Genomic DNA, 20,161 nt, shown 5'->3' on the forward strand with positions numbered 1-20,161 from the left:
CTGTGAATAATCGCTACCCAAAGCTGGGTAGCCGCCGACCACCGGGTGTGTTAACTGCGCGCGAAGCCTGGGACGCGAGGAGGGCCTGTGAGCACGAGCCGGGCCACAGCCGCGCGGACATGCCGCCACTGCGGCACGGCGTTGGCCAGAGACCACAGCGACACCGTGTGCTCAGCCTGCGCGCGCCGGTACCGCGACCCGCAAGCCGACGCTCCCGCCGTGCCCGCGGAGTTCTGGTCAGACCCGGCCATCGCAGCAGCCGTGCGCGAGAAACGGTTCGGCAAGCTCATTCACGCCTACCGTGTGCATCCCTGGCACGCCCGCCGCATTACCCAGGCCACGATGGCCCGCTGGTTGAGTGTGAGCCAATCCCGGCTGAGCCGACTCGAACTCGGCCGCAGTCCCTGCAGCCGGGAAGAACTGCAGCAATTCGCCCAGGCACTACACCTTCCGCCCGCTCTGCACTGGTTCCCCCCTCGTCCCGAGTCCACCGGCACCGTCGCGCCGGTGGAGGAAGCCACCGTCACGGCGGCACGCGACTCCCTGGCCTTCACCAGCACGCTGACCAGCCTGGCCGACCGCAGCAACGACCTGTGGGCGCTGCGCGCCGACCTCAGCCTCGTGGCGACGAACTACGTGCACAAGCCACTGAAAATGGTCTTCGGCGACCTCGTGGACAGCCGAGACACCGCCATCGCGCTGCTGAGTCGACGATTGCGCCCGGCGCAGGAACGCGACGCGTACTTCCTCGCCGGCATCGCCTGCCTCATGCTCGCCCACGCCGCCCAGAACGCGGGTGATCCACGCTCCGCGCAACACCAGCTCAAAGCCGCGAAGGACCTGGCCGACGTCGCCGACCATGCCGCACTGCGCGCCTGGGTACTCGGCAGTTCCGCGCTGCTGCATGAATGGACTCGCCGCCACACCGATGCGGTCGCCCTCGCACGCCACGGCCGCACCCACGCCACCTCGGCCACCACCCGCTCACGGCTGCTCGCCATCGAAGCACGTGCCGCCGCCCGCGGCGAAGACCACGACACGGCCACCGCGGCCATCCACAAACTGTCCGATGTGGACACTAATGCGACCGACGACGACGTCACCAACTTCGGTGGCATCCTCACGTTCCCCGCGGTCAAACGCACCTACTACCTAGGCAGCACCTACGGCCTGCTCGCCCAGCACGAGAACGCCGAACAGCACGCCCAAGCCGCGATCGAGGCCTACCAGACAGGACCATCAGAAGAACGCTCCTACGGCGACGAAACCCTCGCCCGCCTCGACATCGTCAACGCCCGGATCGCAGCCGGAGCCATTGACAGTGCACAGACCGAACTCGAACCGATTCTCGCTCTGCCGCCGGAGCTGCGTATCCGCCAAGTGGACAACGCCCTCACTCGCACCCGAAGCCTGGCCGCGCAACTCGGCCACCGCGGCCACGCAGCCGCCCGCGAACTCGCCCAGCAACTGAGCACCACGCTCGAACAGCCCGCCGCGCTACCATCGGCCCGTGCCCTCCCCCCGCCCTGAGCGAGTCCTGCACCACGCATGCACCCACGCAGGACTGCGCAGCGACGACGCCACACCCCTGCGCCAGCACGCCACCGACGTGTTCCTGCTGCCCGCCGACAACGCCGTCGCCAGGATCACCTACGGCCCGGTGAACGCCACCCGCGCCACACGAGCGGTCGCCATCACCCGCTGGCTCACCAGCCACGGCTTTCCCGCCACCGAACCGCTCGCCGTGGACCAGCCCGTGCACATCGACGACGCCACCGTCACCTTCTGGCACCACTATCCCCAGACCGTCGCCACACCACCGGACAGCCGCGAACTGGGCACCCTGCTGCGACACCTGCACCAACTGCCCGACCCGGAGCTCCCACTACCGACGTACACGCCCCTGGCCGACCTGACCAGCACGCTGGCCTCCGCGACCACCGTGCTCGACGCCAGCACCACCGCCTGGATCACCGACCGAGTCAGCGAACTACTCGCACAATTCGCCGACCTCCACTCAATCCTGGGACACGGCCTCATCCACGGCGACGCCTATCCCGGCAACACCCTGCACACCAGCACCGGAACCATCCTCGGCGACTGGGACGAAGTCGCCTGCGGACCACGTGAACTCGACCTGGCCAACACCATCCAAGGCATCCGCTTCGGCCGCAGCACCAGCGAAATCGACCGATTCACCACCGCCTACGGCTACGACCCCCGAGACTGGCCAGGAATCACCGTGCTCACCGCCATGCGCGACCTGCACACACTCGGCGCCTACCTGCGCCGAGCCACTCTCGGCGACCTCGCCGCCCGCCACGAGCTCGACAACCGCATCACCACACTCCGGCAAAGCCCAGAGCTGACCACATGGACGGCCCGCTAGGCCCCTAGATCAGCGACGTCAAAAGTCACGCTACTGACCTGGCCAGCCAGTGCTACGTCGCGAGTCCGTCTACAATGCCCTGCACTATTCCCCCGCACCGACTGGCAGCAACTGCGTATTGCTTCAGACGTTTGTCGACTGGAGCTGCCAACGACAACTGCACGCCCGGGCGCGGCGCAGCGCAAACCGACATTGATGCATGCCAGGCGCCTGTATTGACAGCAGATCGTACGGTCGTGTTCGAGTCATCCGAACTCGCCCGTGACGCACCACCATCGGAAACGATCAGGGCGTCCAGAGAACCGGGCTGGCGATTACCAGCCGGGGCGCGGTGGAGGTGTCCGGGTGCGGTAGTTCGAGCATCTGCTCGGCGACCTCGACGACGGTTCCGGTGCGGTGCCACACTGCTTCGCCTGCCGGGTTGAAGCGCACGCCGGCGGCGTCGGTCTCGGCGTAGAACATGAGCACGTCCTCTCCTGCAGGTACCCAGCGGCGGACGGCGCAGATCGCAATGACCTCCCCGGCGTCGTTGCGGGGATGCCAGAACTCCCAGCCAGCGGCGATCAGGCGGTGCAGTATTGGGTCGATCATGCGTGCGTCCTGGGGGACGTGGTGGCCGCGACGGCATACGGCGGCCGTAGGGTGCGCGGCCCGGGCAAGCGGGTGTGCCCCACGTCGCTGTACGTCACAGGGAGAAACTACGAGCGACGCGTCAGTCGGCAGGTACAGTTTGTACCCTCACTCGATCGATCTAGCTAGCGAGTCCCACGCGGGCGCACAGATCCTGAACGTCGTCGCGCAGTCCCGACGGGGGTCGTCGGCGTAAGTCGAGCAGCATTTCCCTTGCGAAACCGTTGTACCGGATCGTCTCCGGCGCGGTGCGTTCCGACCGGTTCAGGAGGGCCCAGACCGCGGCTTTCTCGTCGCGCTGATGGTGACCTCGGGCGACCTCGATAAGGTGCCGGCTGCGGCGGGCCAGCGAGGGAATGCTGTCCGGGTCGAACCGGTCTGCAGCGCGAAGAGCTTCCCCAGGGCGGCGCAGCTCGACGCCGAGTGTAGTTGCGTGCGCAGCGAGCACGGCTTGGGAAAACGATGACTGGACGTGTCGGTAGTCCGCTCCGAGGCGCTGGGCCACGCTGGCTGCGCGTTCCCAGTGCGCCCAGGCGTCGCCATGTCGGCCGCGGCGAGCGTGGACGTAGGCGATCTCGGCCTCGAGTGCGCCGACCATGCCTCTCCAGTCGTCCGGGCCAGTCTCCAGGTAGGGCCGCAACTGCCCGGCTGCGTCTGCGGCGAGGTGGATGGCCTCATCCCAGCGGCCGGCATCGCGAAGCGCTTGAACCATGGCCCACGCTCCGCCGGCGATCACGTATGGGTCGTCGGCCTCTTGGCCTTCGGTGAGAGCACGATCTGCCACCATCCATACCAACTCAGGGGCGGGCTGGTAGGCAACGTAGAAGTCGGCCAGCTGGTATACGCCTGCCAGCACGCGGCGGGCGTCGCGCCGCTGTTCGCCGCCGATGGTGCGCGCGGCGAGTTGCGAGTCACGGATCAACCCGGGCAAGAGGGCGCCGAGCCGGGTTCGGTGATCAGGGGAGGAGTGGCGGACTACCCACGCCTGTCGTAGCCGGGTGGCGAGGTGTTCGACATTCGAAGTCCGGTCGGTGGGGGTGACGCGATACTCGGTGAGCGCGGCCTGCACTTCGGCCAGGGCGGCATGCCGTTCACCGGCGAACACGCTCACGGGGACCGCGTAGCCGTTACCGGTGAGTACGGCGAGGTCATGCAGGCCGAGCGCGTCAGCGATGCGCAGTAGCACCGGCAGCTTCGGCATCTGCAGGCGGCCGGTTTCAACGGCTTTCACCCAGTCAGCCGATTTGCCGACTAGCCCGCCGAGTACGCCGCGCGTCATTCCCACGCGGTCTCGTTCGCGCTTGATCCTCTTGCCGACGGGCAGGTCGTCATACGGCTGCGACATAATCGCATCCCTTCGCGGATGGCCTCTCCGCGTCGCCGCCGGAGCCACCCGGGGCGTTCCCTCCGCGAAGAGGTACAGGCACAGGTTAACCGCTACTCGGGGCAGTAGGCCGCCTGGGCATCGTCGACGAACTGCCGCGAGCGGGACAGCAGCCAGCCCAGGTCCCGGGCGCAGAAGTCGGGCATCGGCTGGTTGCCGCACGCCGCCCTGCCCGCGATGAGGGCGGTGTCCCGGTCGCTGTGCTCGATCCGCAGGAAGGCGTCCTGCTCCAACTGGTTCTGGAACACCCAGTTTGCCGACCTTCGCTCGGTCCTGGGTCACGGCCTCATGCACGGCGAATCGATCACGGCTCCGTTGCCCCCCGACGCGCTGCAGCGCGTGCTGCCTGCACTCACCGGGAGCGCTATCGTTCCGTCCGTGCTGTGAGAACCTTTCGTCCTGGAAGCCGGCGGAGTAGACGCGGATGGCATTGTCTTTGGTGCCGAGCTTGCGCGGTGATCACATGCAACCCGTGTCCGGCGATGGCACGCCAGGCCACCACCGGGACGCGGCCGCCATCTCGGCCGGGCAGTACGCCCTGCAGCTGGCGCGGCGCGCCGACGCCGCCGCGGACGACGAACGACTGGAGGACGCCGAGCGGTTCGGGATAGCCGCGTTCCGGTCGCTGCACGCAGCGCGCCTCACCCTCGCCGCTCCCCGCCAGGGACCGCGCGCCTGCTGACCGGGCCAGCTCCGCGGCTACTCGACCGGTCCGGTCGGGCGCTGTCTCAGGCGAGACTCCAGCGAGTCAAGATCCTGCTGCACGGCGAGGACCGTCGGCAGCGTCCGGTAGCAGATTGCCTGGTTGACCTGGATCATGTGCGCGTTCTCGGTACCGGTCGTCGTGCTGATCCGCTCGAGCGCGGGCAGGTCGGCGACCAGCCACCGCGCCATGTGCGCTTTCATGCAAAAACCCAGACCGTGTCCTCGATGCCCGGCCAGCACAGCCGTGTCCCGTTGGTAGCCCCAGCCTGGGCGGCGGGAATGCACGAACACTTCGGTGAAGCCGGCGACTGCGCCGGTCTCATCGTCGATCGCGACCACGACCCGTTGCGCGAGGCCCTGCGCCCGCGCGCCAACCTCGGCGGTGCGCACTCGCTCCACCGTCCACTCCGGCCATCGGTAGTCCGATTCCCCGAGTGGCGCATCGCCGATCGCTGCCCGTGCCCGCATAGGAACCGACGACTTGTTCCGGTGCGACGTCACACCACCCAAGCATCCGGCAACCCGCCGGTACCTCGACCTCCCCACAAGGACGCGTCGACCTCCGCCGGCACCAGGGCCTGCCGCACGATTCCCGGACCCGCCAGAAGTCCAACGCCTCAGCAAACGCCTGTCCCGGACCGTCTTCGACCACGTCCCAGCTCTCGATCACCGGCCGGTTTCGTGTCCTCAACTCCGGCAACACCGCCCGCAGCAGCGCAATCCCGGTTCCGACGCGCCGGTGCCCCGGCCGGACCTTCACCTCCACCAAAGCGATCCCGCTGTTCTCCTCGTCGAGAAAATGCGCCTCGGCGAACGCCTCGATCCTGCCGCCGCGACGCCCGACCCAATACGCCGAGGTACCCATGCCGGGCAGCGGCGTCGTCATCCGGGCGATCATTTCCCCGAGCGGCAAGCAGGGCTCCCCGGGATTTTCCACCTCGTGGGCCACCACTAGGACATCGTGGTAGCCGGCGAATTCGGTCCCCGACGCCTTCGCCGGGTCAGACCGCTCGATCTCCAGAGCAACCGCCACCGATCCCGCCCCTCTTTCCGCCACTCGCGTTTCCCACACCATGACGACCCGCTGCCACGCCCGTGGGCAGTCGGAACTCCGGCCGGGTGCACTGCCACGTTCCCTCATCTTCCAGGCGGAGCGGAACCAGCAGCAGCGCGATCACCTCAACGACCCGGTCGCCACCCGTTCGCCAGCGACATCCCGGCTTCGGCGACACCCCGGAGGTCGGCACCAAGTCGCTCGCCGAGTGCGGCGCCCAGGTAGTCGTTGGTGGCCGTCCCAGTCCCTGCGGGTCTGGCCGACACTCGGACGGTCGAAGTCTCTACTCGCTCGACCAGTCGCCTGGGCAGCCCCAGTCGTCCGCGGGCCCTCAGAACTGAGGAGCGCAAGTCAGTTGACCTGCAGATCGGTGTCTATGTCGAAAAGATGCCGCTGTTGAACGATTAATTTTCGGCAGCCAGAGTTCACCATACCGACCCCCTGGTCGCGGGACATGTCGCCAAAAGGCTCATTGTCTGCACCGGGTGCAGCGATACAACAGTCCGATGGCAGTTCGGCGTGGCTCGTTACTCCGCCCCGGCCCACGTTGAACTTGCCCTGCGGTTACGTACTGAACGTGTAGATTACGAAATGGGTTTACTAATGCATTCCTCTGCTTGTGCGATGTGAATTTATCCTCCAATATGGTCGCCATGTCACCCAGCAACTCCCTCGACTCCGCAAGCTCGTCCGAGCCCCAGCCGCCTGCCAAGCAGGACCGACCGCTCGACAGACTGATCGATCGACTCCCCGCGCAGGTCAGCCCCGGATGGTTCCTCGGGGTGCTGTTAATCCTCGCCCTTGCGGTCGTCGGAGTTACCTATGTCGCTGGCCCCTGGCTAGCCGGCGCAGGCGGAATCGTCGGCCTCGCCGCGCTGGCCGAGGCTGTACGCAAAGGACGCCGATCATGAAGACGCCCTCTCGCTGACCTGGCGGACCGACGCCGACCGCCACCACCAGTTCGACACCGAGATCCTGCCCGTCCTGCAGCAGGGAAAGATCGTGCTTTGCGACCGGTACCTGGCGTCCTCGCTAGTACTACAAGCCCTCGACAACCTGTTCGCCGAGCAGGTCTGGCAGCTCAACCACGGCATCTACCGCCCCGACCTCGCGATCATCCTCACCGGCAACCCCGCGACCATCAAGGCGCCTGCGGGCCCGTGGCGGGCACAGCCGGTTCGAACGCGCCCACGACAACAGCGTCCGGGAATCCGCGCAGAAGAAGAAGGGACCAAGAAGGTTAGCCAGTACATCACCTTTGATCAAGGTTGTGGCTTGGCCAGCTTCCAGGTCTCGACGGTCTTCCAGTACAAACCATTGGTCGGAGTTCCTTCGTGATTGTCGTCGTCACGGAATTCCTTCGGTCAGGACCGGTCTGTCGATCCTGCCAGGCTTCGAATGTCGGTCGCCAAACCCTGGTAGCCGTAGTCCCGGGCGAGAGCTTCGGCGGCCGCCAGGCTGCGCTGGGTCCCGTCGTCGTCGCCGATGTCGCCGTAGGCCCGTGCCATACCGAGAAGTGCCTCACATTGTTCGAACCGGGTGCCCGTTCGCTGAGCCACTCGCAGGCACTGCCGGTATTGGCCCAGGGCACGTACGCTGTCACCGACGGCTCGGGAAGCGAGTGCGAGTGCGGTCCGGGCGGCCATCTCGGTGAGAGGGTCGGCAACTTCCAGGGCCAGGTTCAGGGCTGTTTCGGCTGCGACCAGCGCACGCGACGGTTCACCGTTGTCAGGGTCGACGTGCGTCAGCAGAGTGAGTGCGTGCGCTTCGCTGCACCGGTCACCGACACTTCTGGCTATGTCCAGTGCTTGGTGGGCTGCAGGTTGGGCGCTTTCGTGATCTCCGCCTCTGATTGCCACACGGGCGAGAAGACACAGGCTCTCCGGGGTCGGGCGTTCAGCGGCCGCCTGCGTGAGGATTGCGATGGCGTCGGCGAGTTGTCCCCGGTATTCGTAGAAGATGCCTAGGTGGAGTTGGTTGGTGTACTTGTGCTGGGACTGAAGCAGGCCGGCCTCGGAGAGTGTCGCTGCCGCTCGTGGCAGGTCACCGGCGAACGTGTGGAGCGCGAAGAGATTTTCCAGGGCGACTATTTCCCCGCGCCGGGACCCGATTGATCGGTGGAGGGCTAGGGCGGCGTTGTAGTGCGCGCGTGCTTGCTCGAACTGGGTGTGCACGAAGTACGCGCCCGCGAGTCCGTTGTGCGCGGCTGCTTGAGCGGCGGTGTTGGCGGCTGACTCGGCGGCCTCGAGCGCTAGCTGCGCGAGAGCTGTCGCCTCGGGAAGCTGGCTGAAGTAGCAGTGTCCGCGGAAGGCGTCCATGAGCTGCCATGTCAGCGTGTGCATGCCCGCCCCGTGGGCGTGGTGTATCGCAGCACCGAGGTTGGTGCGCTCAGCGCGAAGCCACTCCCGGGCAGAGTCATCGGTGCTGAAGGTGATCCGGTCGTCGCGCTCGCGGGGCATCCGCGCCACCACTGGGTAGAGCCGGGCGGTCGCTGCGTCGGCCCGCAGGACATAATGACGAAGCAGGTCCGCGGTCCTGGTCGCACGCTCCGAATCGGTTTCCTCGATATCGTGGCGTTCGGCTGCGTAGCGGCGGATCAGGTCGTGGAAGCCGTAGCGGTGCGGCGACACCTCGTGGATGAGGTGGGCGTTCGCAAGCCGATCGAGTTGCGATTCGACGATCCATAGGGGGCTGGCGGTCAACGCCGCCGCTGCTTCTGCGGTGAAGGTTCGGCCCGGGATAAGACCGAGCAGGCGAAATGTGCGTCGCGTCGGAATGTCCAGCGCTGTGTAGCACAGGTCGTAGGCCGCTCGCAGCGCGCTGGTCGCACCGCCGTCGACCGTTAACATGTTGAGCACGCCGCGCTTGTTTAAAGCTGCGAGATGGTCAGCGGCCGTTCGGCCGGCACGGTGAGCCAGCTGAGCACCGGTGATCCTGAGCGCCAGCGGCAGCCTCGCGCACGCCGCAGCAAGGCCACGCACCGCCTCGGGCTCGGCCCTGCTTCGCTCAGCTCCCAGCATGTCGGTCAGCAGCGTGACAGCATCAGCCTCGGGAAGCACGTCCACGGAGATCCGCCGCGCGCCATCGAGGGCGACGAACTCGTCGTGACGGTCGCGGCTGACGACCAGCGCCATACTTCTCGGACCAGCCGGCAGCAACGGACGGACGCGCCCCACCTCATCAGCGTTGTCCAACACGCACAGGACAGACCTTCCGAAGAGAATGGTCCGATACAGAGCGGCGGCCTCTCCGAGGTCGTGTGGGACTCGGGGCAGTGGCACTCCGAGCGCTCGCAGAAAACGCGCCAAGATCAGGGTCGTGTTGTCCTCGGCATGCAAGTCCGCGTAGAGCTGACCATCGGGGAAGCGGAAGCTCATACGGTGCGCCCAATGCGTGACCAGTGCGGTCTTCCCGACGCCCGGGGAGCCGACGATAGCGGCCAGCCGGGGCGAGTCCGCGCGGTGCCCCAGCTGATCCAGGGCGCGGAGTTCCGCGGAACGGCCGCAGAAGCCGGAAACGGGCCTAGGCAACTGTGCCGGGACAGGTACCTGTTCTGAAGGAGGCGCGCCGTCTTGCCGCAGTACCCCCAACTGGGCCCGGCGAAGCTCGAGCCCTGGCTCGGCCCCCAGATCCTCGGCAAGTTGGCGCCGGATGGTCTCATAGGCAGTCAGCGCTGCTGCTTGTTGCCCCGTGCCGCCCAGCGCTGATACCAACAGCGCCCACAGCCGCTCATGCAGGGGATACTCGGCGACGAGCCTGCGGAGATCACCGATCACCTCGGCGTGCAGGCCGAGTCGTAGGCGTGCGCGAGCGCAGGTCTCCACCGCCCAGAGCCGTACCTCGATGAGACGCTGTGCCTCGGCGTCCACGGCCGGCGTCCACGCCAGGTTCGCCAACGGCTGACCCCGCCACAAAGCAAGCCCTCGATCGAACAGCGCGACCGCGCGGTCGTCCTCACCCGCATGCAGAGCCTCCTGCCCGGTCTGCGTGCACTGCTCGAACAGCTCCAGATCGACCTCGGCGGGCAGCACATCGATTCGGTAGCCACCCGACGTGGCGACAATGCGCTGCCTGCTGCCCTCGATTCCCGCCAGACGACGACGTAGCTGCGACACATAGGTACGCAGGTTGGCCTCGGCTGACTTGGGGGCGGCGTCACCCCACACCATCTGCACCAGGCGATACGGCGCGACCACCGCCCCGCGGGCCAGCAGCAACGTCGCCAGCACCGTTCGTTGCCGAAGTGAACTCACGGTCAGTCGATCGTGTGCTGAGCGCACCTCTACCGGGCCGAGAAGTAGGAATTCCACAGGCCACTCCCTCCTGCCACCGCCTGAGCTGCCGATATTCGCGGGCTATGCAGATCCTGTACAGCGTCCCCGCCATCGTCACCCCTACGGGCAACCAATAGCTCCGCTGCGAGCGCGGAGACACTTCGAAAGGAGGCCGTTCACCCAGCCCAGTCCGCCTTCACAGCACCCAGCCCCGACCACCGCCGCATCAAGCGAACAGTGCCCTTGGTCAGGGCTGGCACCCGATCTCCACGAAAGGCTGTTACCTCATGCGTGTTTTCACAGGACTTTGGACTGCCCTCGGACTCGCCGCGGTGGGCGCGGTCGTCCCGGCGACGACAGCACAGGCGGCTCCGGCAGCCGTGGACGGTGACGTGTCGATCACCGCGTACTCGGACTGCCCATCCGGCTGGTTCTGCGTGTGGGAGCACGCCGACGGCCAGGGCCGGATGGCACGCTTCCAGATCGGCACACCCCACCTCGGCAACTACAACCTCAATGACCAAGTGTCCTCGGTCTGGAACCGCACCAGCAGCATCTGGTGCACCTACCTCGACATCGACTACGGAGGCGCCGGCTGGCGCGTCTCCTCGGGCTGGCGGGGCAACACCTCGCTGTACGACCGCAACGACAACATCAGCTCACTGCGCGACTGCTGAGAACGGAGGCACGACGATGCGCTGGCATACCGGTCTCTGTGTCGCAGCGGGGATGGCTGCACTGGCAAGTGTGTTACCGGCGAGCGTGGTCTGCGCGGCTGCATCGGAGTACGAGCCGGGAATATCGATCACCGCCTACTCCGACTGTCCCTCCGGCTGGTTCTGTGTCTGGGAGCACCGTGGAGGGACCGGCAGGATGGCCCGGTTCCAGTCTCCCGTGTTCGACCTGGGAGGAATGGATAACAGTATTTCCTCGCTGTGGAACCGGACAGCGGTGACCTGGTGCGCCTATGCCGATGCCACCGGCATCGGTGGCGGGATGCAAGTCGGATCCGGCTGGCGAGGTGACGTTCCCGGGTCGATGAACGACAACATCAGCGCTCTTCGTCCCGGAGAATGCTGATAATTCCGGCACAGGAACGGACGCAGTTGGCGTCGGGTGGGCGGGCAAGAGCCCGAATCCACCCGACGCCGGCCAGTGCCGCTTTCACTCAGCGGACGGCCTCCCGCCAGATCAGTTCAGGCCTCGGCCCAGGACCAGTCGGTCCACCGATCGGTGGCCGCCCCGCAATACAGCCACTGCGGCCCGGGGGACGCGGGACGCAGTGACCGACGCGCCGCAGCGCGTGGGTGCGCCGCGCTCACCGCAGCGCTACCGTGCCGTCCGTGTTGTGCGACGCCCTCGTCCTCGAAGTCGGACTCCGGTCACTGCTGGCCCCGGACACCGCCACGGTCGCATGAACCTGGCCGCGAACAACATCGCCTACCGGCGCCCGGACCTCTACGACACGCTGACCCGCGACAGCACCGCGGCCGAGACCTGCCGGCGCCTCATCCACAACTACGGGGTACCCGGCGGGAGCGTGCTCGACCTGGGCTGCGGCACCGCCCGGGACGTGGCCGCACTCGCCGGTACTCCCGATTGCGTGGGCGTCGACCTGCAACCCCAGCTCATCGAGCACGCCCGGCGACAGCATCCCGGCCTGGACCTGCGAGTCGGGGATCTGCGCACGGTACGACTGGGCCGAACGTTCGACACGATCCTCTGCCTCGGCAACTCCCTGGCCTACCTGCTCCACAACGACGACATCCGCGCCGCGTTCACCACGTTCGCCGCCCACGCCCACCCCGGCACAGTGCTGATCATCATCACCCAGATCGCCCCCAGTGCCATCTCTGCACCTGCCCGGGGCCGGATCGAGGCGGCAGGAATTCGCGCCGAGGTCACCACCGAGCACCTCTGGGACGCCCGCACCCAAATCGCGACACTGCACCGCACCTGGCAGCTCGACGACGGCACCACCGAACATGACCACATCCAACGCCGCGTTCTCTTCCCCCGGGAACTCGAGCTCTACGCCACCCTCGCCGGATTCACACCCCTGGCACTGTTCACTGACCCGCACAACCACACCCGCCCACTCACCGGCTCCACCGCCCACTTCGCCGCCAGACGCAACTCGGGCAGCACGAACTGGTGACGCCACGCAGCCAGCGCGCGGCTGGTTCGTCACGCGCGCCCGTGAGGGTCTCCCGCAGCACCGCCTCAAGCGGCTGAGAAAGTCGACGAACTATCACAGCGTGAACACGGAGCCAAGCAGTAGGTCACACGTGGAGGAAGGCAAAAGCAGTACCTGATCCTGGGGTATTGCCCGGTTCCGAGGGGCCGGTACTGCGCCCGGCGCGCCGCGGGCGCGAGATGCCAGGGCGCAGGGCCGCAGCGCTCAGCGATACGGAATCGCCTCGCACAGGACCGCGAGACGCCGCCAGCCCGGAACATCGACAGCGGTCGCGCACACTGCACGGCTGGCACGGGCCCCACCGCGTTGGAAGTACCGCACGCTGGTGATCACGGCGCCGGCAACGCGGCCCGGTTGCTGTCGACGGCGGCGAACAGGTCGCCGAGGTCGTCGATGCGGTCGAGGACGTCGTCGGCGGTGAAGCTCAATTGTTCGGGCCGGCGGCAGGCGCGGACTTCGTCCCAGGTGATGGGGGTGGACACGGTCGGCCGGTCGCGGCCGCGCAGGGAGTACGGGGCGACGGTGGTCTTGGCCGGGTTGTTCTGGGACCAGTCGATGAACACCTTGCCCGGGCGCAGCGCCTTGGCCATCTTGGCGGTGACCAGGTCCGGGGTTTCGGCGGCGAAGCGCTGCGCGAGCGCCTTGGCGTAGGCGGAAGGCCGTTCGGGCGTGCGGGTGCGGATTCCGCAGTAGAGCTGCATTCCTTTGGAACCGGAGGTTTTCGCGACGGGGGTGAGCCCGTCCGCGACGAGGACGTCGCGCAGCCGTTCGGCCACCCGGGCGCAGTCGACGATGGTGGCTCCCTCACCGGGGTCGAGATCGAAGACGAGTCGATCGGGTGGCCGGCGTACCGGGCCGGGCCCGACCCGCCACTGCGGGATGTGGATTTCGAGGGCGGCCATGTTCGCCGCCCACACCAGCGCGGCCAACTCGTCGAGCAGCGCGTAGTCGATGGTGTCCCCGCCGCCGCGAGAGCGCAGGCTGGGCAGCGTGACGGTCTTGAGCCAGCTCGGTGCTCCCTTGGCCACGTTTTTCTCGAAGAACTGCTGTCCGCCCACACCGTCGGGGTAGCGGATGAAGGTGACCGGCCGGGCTTGGAGGTGTGGGAGGAGCGCGTCGGCGAGGGTGGAGTAGTAGTGGATGACCTGGCCTTTGGTGAAGCCGCCGGGATAAAGCGGCTTGTCCAAGCTGGACAGGGTCAGGCGGCGTTTCCCGGCTTGGACGGTGATCTTGGTGGCCGGCAGTGTTGTGGCCACTTCTGTTTCTTCCGGCTCGGGTTTGTGTTCGGGCTCAGCCGGTGGCGGGGCGAGGGTGCTGGTGGGGGCGATGACGTCGACGGGGTCGCGGTCCTCGCGCAACCCGCGCCAGGCGGTGTGGCGCAGGCGCCCGGCGCCGCGGGTGAATTGTCGGTAGACGACCTCGCCGACCAGTGCCGGTTCCACCCAGCGGGCGGTGCGGGTGTCCTCGCGGGGTGGGGTGATCGCGAACGGGTGGGTGCGCCGCGCCAGGGTCTGCAGCCGGGCGTGCAGGGCGTCGCGGTCGGCGTGGCTGAAACCGGTGCCGACGTCGCCGAGGTAGACCAGGTCGCCGGTGTCGGGATCGTGGGCGCCGAGCACGAGACTGCCCAGGGTGCCGGCGAAGCCGCGCTGCCCGGGCCGCCAGCCGCAGACCAGCACCTCCTGGGTCTGGATCAGCGGATGCTTGAGCCACGCGTCGGTGCGCTTGCCGGGGGTGTAGGGGGCGTCGCGGCGTTTCGCGATGAGGCCTTCGGCGCCGTCCTCCGCGGCCCGCTGCAGCAGGTGCTGGGGGGTGAGCCGGTCAGCGGCGAGCTGGTCGACACTCACCGAGGGCACCACCGCGATCCGGTACGGGTCGGGCATCGGAATCTGGGCCAAGGCGGCCCGGCGTGCGTGGTAAGGCTCGGCCAGCAACGACCGCCCGCCGAGCTCGAGCAGATCAAACACGAGGAACCGCACCGGCACGTCGGTGAAGGGCTGATCGCGGCACGGGGAACTGCTGCAGTGGGTCTGGTAGCGGCCGCGGCGCTGCTGTAGCGCGCCGAACTCGATCTGCCCGTGCTCGTTATAGACGACGATCTCACCATCGAGCACCGCGGCCTGCCCGCCGAGCACCGGGGCGAGCACGCCGGTCAGCTCGGCGAACTCGGCGGTGAAGTCGATCCCGTTGCGGCTGGTCAGCACCGTGGTGCCATCCGGCGCGATCCGCATGCAGGCCCGATAGCCATCGAGTTTGTACTCATACATCCAGTCGGCCCCGGTGCGGAGAGTGCCTTTGTCGGGGCTGGCCAGCATAGGCTCGACCCATGCCGGGACGTGGCCGCGGGCAGCAGGCCGGGCAGGTGCCACCAGCCACCTCCTCCCGCGCACACCGGTGTCCACCGTGGACTCGACATAGCACTTCGACCGTAACTCGAACGGCCTAGCTTCGCCGGATAAGTGCTGGTAACGGCACGTACGTGTGACTTGCACGCACGCGTGGCATGCCCGGCTTGGATCCAGATGGATGGCCCGGGCTGCTGTCCTTCCCCGTTGCCCGGTCGCTCCTGGAAGCCGCGGCCCTGGCCGGCTGGTCGCTGGCGCCAGACAGGACCGAACGGCTTCGCCGCTGCGCTCAGTTCCAGATCTGGGCGGCGAAGAAGGGCGCCGGAGCGTGGCCTTGGCCCGGGCCGGGCGGCCTTGGCTCCGCGGAGCGAGTCCGCGAGATCGTCGACGCCGCAGGCTTCGAGGTCCACGAGCGTCGCCGCAACAGCGACCTCGTCGTGTTCGTGAACGGCAAGGCGTCTCCGGCGCGATCTCCGTAGGCTCGGCGATCCCGGTCGGCGGCTCTACCGCTGATCGAGCGGGCCACCCATCACGTCTCCTGGGTGGTCCCCGTGGACGATGCTGGACCTGCGCCACGAACACCGGGATGTACCTGTCGACCTCGAGCTTCGGGGACAAGCACCTGGAACCTGCCACCGACGTGGCCGCCCTCGTTCTCACTGCCGGTTGGTCGCTGCACGTTCTATGGCCGGGACCTGCGAGGATTCGAGGTCACTTGTCAGCAGGCCGAGACCACAATGCACCAGATGATCCCGATCGCCCGGCAAGCCCTGGGCCGCCCTGACGCCGCTTCCACGCAGCGCTGACGCCAACCAGGAGCTCATCGCCATCTGAATAGGCGGAGTTGACCGATGGCCGGTCAGCGCTTCCAGAGTGCGAAGTCAGCGGTACCCGCGGGGTGTAGGTCGCCGCGGCCGAGTTGCACCACCGCATGCGGTCCCTGTGCGCCGACGATCGCGCGGCACGCTGGCCCGCGATTCCTGACCGATCGATCCCCAGCCGCGCCGTAGTCACCGCGCTGAGTTGAGGCTGATCTCTCTCGACTGGGTTTGCTGTCGACGAGCAGGCAGGTCGGCCGGCTGAGTCACACAGTCGCTTGGCATCGGCAGGCAGGCGGATATCGTGCGCAACCGTCGACACCACCCGGGTGGCCCGGCACCCCTCGACGAGGCAGGAGAGGCGCTGACGTGCGATGGCCCTTCCGTAAAGCTCGCTCCCAGTCGGCGGACACCTCGGTCAGAATCGAGGAGGTCATGAGGTGCAAGCCCGACCAGCTGCGGATGAAGGTCGGGCTGCCCTGCACCGAGGACCCGACGATCTTCGTGGCAGGCGACTTCACCGATATCGGGCTCGATGGCGTCGACGCGCTGAACGTGCCGATCACGCGCCGGTTCTCCTCGGTCGCGGGCATGTTCCAGGCCGCGCTGGGCAGTGTGGAGTGGCGCGAGCGGGCCTACCGCGCGGGCGAAGGTTTCCCGACACTGTTCCTGCTGATGTCTGAGCATGCGTTCCGTGACCAGAAGTCCGAGAAGCGGTTCCGCTACATCGTCGACCACGCATCGACGTGCCACTTCGCCGTGGTGGTCGTGTGCAGCTGGCTGCGGCCGCTGGAAGAAACCTGGTAGAACGTGTTGCTCAGCCGGTGACCGAGCTTCCAGCGGCTGAGCAACGGGGACGACGGAAGCTTGAAAATCACCGAGGATCAGCTCCTCTCTCAAAAAATGCTCGCATATCGTTCAAGTCGGCAGCCCACTCCGAGATTTTGTTCCCGTCTTCGTCCGTTGTGGCGCGGGGATCCAGTGAGCGCCACGGGTATTCGAGATCGAATATGTCGCGTAGATTTTCAAGAAAGAGGACAGTGTTCTGAATGTAGACCACATCGCCTTCGCGATAAAGTGGCCAGCAGGTGACGAAGTTGCTCTTGGCGGGATCGGTCACCGACGTCAAGAAGCACGCAATACCGTCGGATGCGGAGTCAATCGCAGCGAACGCGTTCCGCCAGCTCCGGCGGTAGTCGTCAGCGCCCCAAAAGGAAAGATCCACCTGGAATTTTTCCGAGAAATCATTGATCCGAACCCGGCCGATCGACGCCTGGGGATCAGTATCATCCACCGTTCTCACCGGAAGGATTTCAATGGAAAACATTTCACTCCTTGATGTAGTTCAGATCGCTGTCGTACGTTCCGATCCTTTGCCCTCGCCGGTTGAACACCTTCCAGCCATTCGTCACATTGTGTCCATCGACGTCAGGAGTAATGTAGTACTTCCCATTGGAGTAGACCACCTGGCCGTGCGAATCGAACGGAGCCTTCTGTGCGGGAATCCGCTTCGTGAAGCCCAGCTTGGCCGCTCGGTCGGCCGTGGTAGGGCCGTATAACCGCTGGTTGTCAGCACTGCGGGCAGCAACGGTGTCCGGATGGTACGGGTCGCCCACGAACGCCGGCGTCGAGCGGTAGCCCTCCGGCAGGTTGCAGTTGTGGACCAAGACCGGGAGGCCACCCACCAGCACGTAGTAGGTGTGCAGGCCTTCGACGGTGAGGTTGTGCACGTGTTGTGGCTGGGTCCACTCGTGCACGGCGACGACTTCGAGCAGGCGGCCGTCGGGGGTGCGGAGCAGGTTGCCGCGGTTCAGGTCTTCGGCGTCGGTCCAGCGGTCGGGGCCGGCCACCCAGAAGGGGTGTTCGTCGGTGGCGGTCACGGTGCCGGTGGCGTCACCCCGGTCGCCGTCGGTGTCGACGGTGATCCGCACGAGGTGTTTCAGGCCCTGGCCGGGGATCAGGTCGATCACCGCTCGGGCCTGGGTGAGGCCCGTGACGGGGTCGGTGGCCAGCACCTGGTCGCCGAGGGTGACCTGCTCGATCGGCTTGTAGGAGCCGTCAGCCAGCAGGACCAGTGTGCCCGGAACAAAACTGTTCTTCGAGCAACTCGGCGCGGCATTCGATTCGGCCGCGTTCGGCCGGGCCTGATCGTTGTCAGCCCCCGGGGGGTTCTCGTTGTCTCGTCCGGAGTCCGAGTCATTCCCGCGGTCGGCACGAGACAGGTTGGGCACCTCAGTCGCCGCCGAAAGACTCACCGGGCCACGGTCGGCGCGGTCGTCCGAACGCCGGGAATCCACCTCGCGTGCGGACGAGCGCCGGTCGGCAGCGCGATCGCCAGCCGACTCCGGGCTTCTGGTCTCGGAGTCACCGGCCCGGCCGGCAGAGTCACGACTGTCGCTCGGTGCCGGGGCCACCGAGTCACGGCTGCTGCTCGGTGCCGGGGCCACCGAGTCACGACTGTCGCTCGGTGCTGGCGCCGCCGAGTCACCTCTGCTGCTCGGTGCCGGAGTCACGGAGTCACGGCCGCCACCCGCGGCTGGTGAGGAAGCCTCGGCTGGCCTGGCAGCACCAGGTGGAGCAGGTTCGGCACTGCCGGGTTCCGACTGTGTGGGCCGTCCACTGTCCCGGTCGGGGGTGAGCCCGTCGACAGCCTTCATCGGCTTGGTGATCTTGCCCGGCCCCAGGAGGTCACCGACCAGCCCGCCGGTCCCGGAAACCGGAGCCTGCATGAAGTCGTCGACCGCTTCCCCGACGCGCTCGGCCGCCCGGTTCGCCGCGCCCCGGGGATCGTTCCAGGCGTCCGCCGCGGTCTTCGAGATGCCGTCGGCGGTGTCCTTGAGGCCCTGTTCGATCTCGCGTTGGGCCTGCGGGTCACCGGCTTCGGCCCGTCCGAGCAGCTCCACGGCGTCGTTGAGCGCGTTGGCGTTGTCGTAGCCGGACGCGTACAGCCCGGCGGCGGCGCGGCGCAAGCCGGTGCTCAGGTCGCGGAACTTCTCCGGGTCCCTCCGCTCCTGCTCGATCTGGTCCTGTGCCCAACCGCGGGCGTCCGCGAGACCTCGCTCGATCGCCTCCTCCGCATTGACCGCCTGGCGACTGATCCGCTCGCGGATGCCCTCGTTCGGCGGCCGGTCACCTCGCAGCAGGTCCGCTGCCCCCTGAGCCACCTGCGGGCCGAAGCGGGCCGGCTGCCCACCACGCCGCTCGGGCCGCGACGGTTCCTCTCGCTGACCGGCGGGCACCACGGCCGCCGACTGCCCACCGGCTTCGGCTGCCCGCCCCGGGATGCCGGCACGGGCCTGACGCGCCCGCTTGCCGAGCTGCTCGTTGCGCCCGGACGGCCCGGCGTCCACGGCCTTGCGCTCCGCGACCTTCTTCTCGTCCTCGATTCGCTTCTTCTCAGCCCGGACTTCACGCTCTCGCTTGCCCGTCTGTTCGTTACGACCTGACGGCCCGGCATCCACCCGCCGACGGTTCTCCAGCTGCCGCCGATATTCCTCAGCCCGCGACTTCCGATCAGCCTCGGCCTCGCGCTTGCGCTTGTCCGTCTGTTCGTTGCGACCCGAGGGTCCCGCGTCGACGGCTTTGCGCTCCGCGATCTTCTTGTCGTCCTCGATTCGCTTCTTCTCGGCCCGGACCTCGCGCTTGCGCTTGTCCGTCTGCTCGTTGCGACCCGAGGGCCCCGCATCGACGACTTTGCGCTCCGCGACCTTCTTCTCGTCCTCGGCCTTCTTCTTCTCGGCCCGAACCTCGCGCTCTCGCTTGCCCGTCTGCTCGTTACGACCTGACGGCCCGGCATCCACCCGCCGACGGTTCTCGACCTGCCTTTTCTCTTCGGCCTTTTTCGCGGCGGTCTGACGCTGCTTCTTGCCAGTCTGCTCGTTGCGGCCGGACTGCCCGGCATCGACAGCCTTCCGATTCTCGACCTGTTTCTTGTCCGCCGCCGCCTTGTTCTCCGCCGCCTTCTTCTCCGGCGAGGGAGGCAGGTGCGGCGCCGGCGCCGCCTGGGCCTGCGCTGCGGCGGTGAGCACAAAGAAGATCGATATCGCCCCACCCGATAACCCGTACAACAACGACCTCGCGGCCGAGTTCCTCGTGGTTTCCATCCACCCCACCCCCATCGGATTCCGTCGACGAGGTGGACAGCCTGACCACGGCCGGTCCAGTAGCCATACATTCCGGGTACACGCAGCGCTCAGTCACGGTCCGAAGGCCCACACGCGGGTGAACAGACACGCGGTGACGCGAGTCAGTCCACGGTCACGACCACGTTGCCGAACGTGCCGCTCTCGAGGTAGTCCACCGCGGCGGAAGCTCCGCCACCGGGTACCCGGTGGCGATGACCGGTCGCAGACTGCCGGATCGGCACCC

Annotated in this window: 18 protein-coding genes; 9 read left to right on the top strand and 9 right to left on the bottom strand. The window is 67.3% G+C overall.

Going from position 1 to position 20,161, the window contains the following annotated elements:
• Window positions 1–219: 219 nt before the first annotated feature.
• Window positions 220–1,530: a helix-turn-helix domain-containing protein gene (locus L3Q67_RS26175; RefSeq protein ID WP_499184119.1), complete on the top strand. Its 1,311-nt coding sequence runs from the start codon at window positions 220–222 to the stop codon at window positions 1,528–1,530.
• Window positions 1,511–2,389 carry a phosphotransferase family protein gene (locus L3Q67_RS26180; RefSeq protein ID WP_499184120.1) on the top strand — a complete coding sequence of 293 codons (879 nt, stop codon included), beginning with the start codon at window positions 1,511–1,513 and terminating at the stop codon, window positions 2,387–2,389. The genes L3Q67_RS26175 and L3Q67_RS26180 overlap by 20 nt, the downstream gene beginning before the upstream one ends.
• Window positions 2,390–2,674: 285 nt before the next feature.
• Here the strand turns inward: L3Q67_RS26180 and L3Q67_RS26185 are convergent, their stop codons facing one another.
• The 3 genes from L3Q67_RS26185 to L3Q67_RS26195 all read right to left on the bottom strand — a co-directional run bounded on the left by L3Q67_RS26185 (window position 2,675) and on the right by L3Q67_RS26195 (window position 4,651).
• Window positions 2,675–2,980 (bottom strand): hypothetical protein, encoded by a 306-nt coding sequence (locus tag L3Q67_RS26185; RefSeq protein ID WP_499184121.1) that lies wholly within the window; start codon window positions 2,978–2,980, stop codon window positions 2,675–2,677.
• A 160-nt stretch (window positions 2,981–3,140) separates the two neighbouring features.
• Window positions 3,141–4,364, bottom strand: coding sequence for a helix-turn-helix domain-containing protein (locus tag L3Q67_RS26190; RefSeq protein WP_395905566.1), 1,224 nt, complete (start codon window positions 4,362–4,364; stop codon window positions 3,141–3,143).
• A 92-nt stretch (window positions 4,365–4,456) separates the two neighbouring features.
• The gene (locus tag L3Q67_RS26195) at window positions 4,457–4,651 is read right to left on the bottom strand and encodes a DUF732 domain-containing protein (RefSeq protein WP_499184122.1); all 195 of its coding nucleotides are present in this window, start codon (window positions 4,649–4,651) and stop codon (window positions 4,457–4,459) included.
• Window positions 4,652–4,866: 215 nt separating this feature from the next.
• Here L3Q67_RS26195 and L3Q67_RS26200 point away from each other — a divergent pair, with 215 nt between their 5' ends.
• Entirely contained in the window at window positions 4,867–5,085 is a 219-nt protein-coding gene (locus tag L3Q67_RS26200) for a hypothetical protein (protein ID WP_499184123.1), read from the top strand.
• A 17-nt stretch (window positions 5,086–5,102) separates the two neighbouring features.
• Here the strand turns inward: L3Q67_RS26200 and L3Q67_RS26205 are convergent, their stop codons facing one another.
• Together L3Q67_RS26205 and L3Q67_RS26210 are read right to left on the bottom strand one after the other, a co-directional pair.
• Window positions 5,103–5,498, bottom strand: coding sequence for a GNAT family N-acetyltransferase (locus L3Q67_RS26205; RefSeq protein ID WP_499184124.1), 396 nt, complete (start codon window positions 5,496–5,498; stop codon window positions 5,103–5,105).
• The gene (locus tag L3Q67_RS26210; RefSeq protein ID WP_499184125.1) at window positions 5,428–6,249 is read right to left on the bottom strand and encodes a GNAT family N-acetyltransferase; all 822 of its coding nucleotides are present in this window, start codon (window positions 6,247–6,249) and stop codon (window positions 5,428–5,430) included. The genes L3Q67_RS26205 and L3Q67_RS26210 overlap by 71 nt, the downstream gene beginning before the upstream one ends.
• 915 nt (window positions 6,250–7,164) lie before the next feature.
• Between L3Q67_RS26210 and L3Q67_RS26215 the strand changes: the two genes are divergently transcribed.
• A complete protein-coding gene (locus tag L3Q67_RS26215; RefSeq protein ID WP_499184126.1) occupies window positions 7,165–7,500 on the top strand; it encodes a hypothetical protein in 336 nt (111 codons plus the stop codon).
• 26 nt (window positions 7,501–7,526) lie between these two features.
• Here L3Q67_RS26215 and L3Q67_RS26220 read toward each other — a convergent pair whose 3' ends face one another.
• On the bottom strand, window positions 7,527–10,472 hold the full coding sequence (locus L3Q67_RS26220) for an AfsR/SARP family transcriptional regulator (RefSeq protein ID WP_499184127.1): 2,946 nt from the start codon (window positions 10,470–10,472) through the stop codon (window positions 7,527–7,529).
• Window positions 10,473–10,723: 251 nt separating this feature from the next.
• Here L3Q67_RS26220 and L3Q67_RS26225 point away from each other — a divergent pair, with 251 nt between their 5' ends.
• The 3 genes from L3Q67_RS26225 (at window position 10,724) to L3Q67_RS26235 (ending at window position 12,594) form a co-directional block, all read left to right on the top strand.
• Window positions 10,724–11,113 (top strand): peptidase inhibitor family I36 protein, encoded by a 390-nt coding sequence (locus L3Q67_RS26225; protein ID WP_499184128.1) that lies wholly within the window; start codon window positions 10,724–10,726, stop codon window positions 11,111–11,113.
• 52 nt (window positions 11,114–11,165) lie between these two features.
• Window positions 11,166–11,516 (top strand): peptidase inhibitor family I36 protein, encoded by a 351-nt coding sequence (locus L3Q67_RS26230; protein WP_499191645.1) that lies wholly within the window; start codon window positions 11,166–11,168, stop codon window positions 11,514–11,516.
• A 334-nt stretch (window positions 11,517–11,850) separates the two neighbouring features.
• Window positions 11,851–12,594: a class I SAM-dependent methyltransferase gene (locus L3Q67_RS26235; protein WP_499184129.1), complete on the top strand. Its 744-nt coding sequence runs from the start codon at window positions 11,851–11,853 to the stop codon at window positions 12,592–12,594.
• A gap of 368 nt (window positions 12,595–12,962) precedes the next feature.
• On the opposite strand, the gene ligD is transcribed toward L3Q67_RS26235, so the two are convergent.
• Entirely contained in the window at window positions 12,963–14,945 is a 1,983-nt protein-coding gene (ligD, locus tag L3Q67_RS26240; RefSeq protein WP_499184130.1) for a DNA ligase D, read from the bottom strand.
• A gap of 188 nt (window positions 14,946–15,133) precedes the next feature.
• On the opposite strand from ligD, the gene L3Q67_RS26245 reads away from it, so the two are divergent.
• Together L3Q67_RS26245 and L3Q67_RS26250 are read left to right on the top strand one after the other, a co-directional pair.
• Window positions 15,134–15,454, top strand: coding sequence for a hypothetical protein (locus L3Q67_RS26245; protein WP_499184131.1), 321 nt, complete (start codon window positions 15,134–15,136; stop codon window positions 15,452–15,454).
• An 801-nt stretch (window positions 15,455–16,255) separates the two neighbouring features.
• Window positions 16,256–16,600, top strand: a complete 345-nt coding sequence (locus L3Q67_RS26250) for a hypothetical protein (protein ID WP_499184132.1) — start codon at window positions 16,256–16,258, stop codon at window positions 16,598–16,600.
• 67 nt (window positions 16,601–16,667) lie between these two features.
• Here L3Q67_RS26250 and L3Q67_RS26255 read toward each other — a convergent pair whose 3' ends face one another.
• Both L3Q67_RS26255 and L3Q67_RS26260 read right to left on the bottom strand, forming a co-directional pair.
• Complete coding sequence (locus L3Q67_RS26255) at window positions 16,668–17,120, bottom strand: hypothetical protein (RefSeq protein ID WP_499184133.1); 453 nt, start codon at window positions 17,118–17,120, stop codon at window positions 16,668–16,670.
• Window position 17,121: 1 nt separating this feature from the next.
• Window positions 17,122–19,896: a toxin C-terminal domain-containing protein gene (locus L3Q67_RS26260; protein WP_499184134.1), complete on the bottom strand. Its 2,775-nt coding sequence runs from the start codon at window positions 19,894–19,896 to the stop codon at window positions 17,122–17,124.
• Window positions 19,897–20,161 lie beyond the last annotated feature (265 nt).

Source organism: Saccharothrix sp. AJ9571 (assembly GCF_021725495.1).
Taxonomy (GTDB): domain Bacteria; phylum Actinomycetota; class Actinomycetes; order Mycobacteriales; family Pseudonocardiaceae; genus Amycolatopsis; species Amycolatopsis magusensis.